The following is a 2867-nucleotide window of genomic DNA, read 5'->3' as shown; positions in this document are numbered from 1 at the left end:
GATGTTTAGGATGATTCTTGAACGCTTCTTCTAGCGTGGTGAACTCATGAGGTAACAGGGCTCTAACTTGTTTCATTTATAAAAAGTGATAATTCATATACTAATGATAGTCATACAAAAATTTCGATATTGATACAAGTTCTATATCATTGGTAATGTAAAAAATATCAAAGATTAAATATTAACCTAATTGTTGGTAATTTTATACTCGGGTACTTATTACCGTTTTCTGCTGTTATTTCAGCCATTAACTTATAATAAAACTGATCTATTGGATGCTTCAGCTTTGAATTCTGCTGAATAGGCTTTACGATTCTTTGTGTTGTCCTTGTCCACCTCAATTAGTGATTATACTCACTTACTCTGGTGTGCACTATTTCTGGGACTCATCATTATATAATACCGTTAATCATACATACTATATGAATTTATTGCATACTTGTCGATAGAGTGGACGAAGCTAAAATTAAGGCAAAAAAACCATGAACAAACATATCAAAAATATTCCTTTTGTTCAAGAATCTCAGAGATTGTTTAATGGCTTAATATCGGAAATTAAATTATTTTCAATTTACAATCAAAAAGTTAGATTTTCATTACGTTCTGCTATTGCAATTTCAATTGCGATGAGTATAGCTTGGATACTGAAACTTCCCGACCCAACTTGGGTGGCACTTTCTGCGCTGTTTGCATCTCAAAACACTTTTGGTGGTACATTTGAAAAAACGATTATAAGGACTACGGGAACAATCATTGGTGGTATTGCAGGCTTGTTAATTAGCATTTTGTTTTTTGAATATATCGTTTTATATATCGTGAGTAGCGCTATATTTTGTACTATTGCACTTTATCTTAGCATAAAGGAACAAACGTATAGTTATGCATGGATAATGAGTGTGCTGACCTGTGTGATTGTTATATTCACAAATTATGCAATTGCAAGCCCTAGCATTGATTCTTTTATGACTACATTTCTATTGCGTACTGCTGAAGTGCTGTTGGGTGTTTTTGTTGCCACAACATGTTCATTTTTCATTTTTAAATCACTAAGCACCAAAACCGCTCAAAATAATTTAGTTGAAATTAATCTTGATTGGTCTCACCTTTATAAGTTTGTATTAGAAAAGTATAATGGCATATCTAATGACGAAGCATTTGAAAAAGCATACTTACAGCAGTCTGCGCGCATTATAAACCTTCAAAATTTATTAACTACACTCCGTTTTGAAAAAAAACTTCAACCTTCTAATATCCCATTCGAAAGACTTGAGCAATCAGCTAGAAATTTTTTGCAATCGATTATTTATGCATACAAGCACATTACGCCAGATATTACACAAACCAAAATAAATTTTACTGATATATTGAAAGTAATGGAAGTAGCGTATGCTCAAACTATTGTAGAGTCTATAAAAAAAGAGACGTTTATATTCTATGAAGAGGATTTTGAATATTTCACCAAAAAAATCGCATCACATATTCATAAGATTGAGAATCGTCAACTGTCTCATCAAAATGATCAAGAGCTTTTAAAACTTTACCTTCAAACATTAAAAAATATCTCTACAATTATTGATGCTAGACCCATGCGGTTATTAAACATCACGATGAAAGAACGTTTAATAAAAACGATTACTTTTGAGTTATTTCAAAATTTTGAATTTTTAGTTTTTAAAAATTGCCTAATACGCGGATTTAGTATTTTCACAATTCCTTTTCTATGGGAGTTAGCAGGTTGGAAAGATATCATGACAGTGGGAATTACAATATGTATGTGTATGACATTCTCCCATGATGCTTCAAAATATAAGGGAACTCAACGTTTCTTTGGCTGCCTTACAGCCTGCATCGTGGTGATTTTAACATTCAAGATCAGTGCTTTTTTACCCATTGTTGGTTATGTCATTATTTTTATGGCTTTATTCTTTTATCAATATATAAATGCCAGCAGTTCTGAGATCTCATATTTTGGGCTTCAAGGTATATTTCCACTTGTTATTAGCGGATTATATTTTTTAACACCCAGCACCGCTCAGTTTCTAATATTCGATAGACTTGGATCTATAATCATTGGCATTTTTTCTCTAACGATTATTGAAGCAATGCTCATATCCCAAAAAAATACTATTGATAACTATATTCAAATTTTTTCAAGGCCACGGAAATCGATTAGTTATCTTTTATCTTTACTCAGCGTTCCTGAAAAGACACATTACGAAAGCCAAATTATCTTTCACCTAAATTACATACACAGAACCATTTATGATATACGAAAATGTGAAGACCAGCTAATTGAATTCGAAACAAAAAAAACATGTTTATCCGCTCTTACCACATATTATGGTGAGCTCTATCACGCTTATAATTTTTATTTAAAAGAAGGAATATTTTTCAATAAAAAGAGTCATCTCCAATTAAATACATTAGCTGAATTGATGCTGGTTAGAGAAAGTAATCTTGATCAAGTTAATGAAAAAATAGAAATCTGTAGAGCTCTTTCGAAAGATCAAGATAAGGAACAACGCCAAGATCTTCAATGCACGCTCAATAAAATAACTCATTCAACAGAGCAATATTTTGAATGCATGGACTCTATCATTAAGTCTCTGCGAAAGATGGAGAGGCAAAGCAGAGTCGTCTGAAATAAGCTTGGCAAGCCGATCTCAAGTCAGTCATTATGTTAACATCGCATAAAGCCAACCCTTCCAACCAGTACTAACTGGACTTCCAAACAACCTAGTTCATAGCATTAATTGAGCAGGGCGGGAGCATACTTTGTCGGATAATTAACCAAAGAAAACTTTTGCCCTGTAATCATCGTCCCAACTCGCCTTTTTTAGCTTATTTCGCTGACTTGGCGCACCGCA

The 2867-nt window shown here is 32.9% G+C and carries 1 protein-coding gene; it reads left to right on the top strand.

The annotated features are described in order from the left end of the window. Window positions 1-482: 482 nt before the first annotated feature. A complete protein-coding gene (locus L2764_RS26585) occupies window positions 483-2642 on the top strand; it encodes an FUSC family protein (protein WP_248943349.1) in 2160 nt (719 codons plus the stop codon). The last annotated feature ends 225 nt before the right edge of the window (window positions 2643-2867 follow it).

The sequence above is a fragment of the Shewanella surugensis genome (assembly GCF_023284005.1).
GTDB classification, from domain to species: Bacteria; Pseudomonadota; Gammaproteobacteria; order Enterobacterales; family Shewanellaceae; genus Shewanella; species Shewanella surugensis.
Note: the sequence above shows the minus strand (reverse complement) of the source record. Positions and strands in the feature narration are given on the sequence as shown.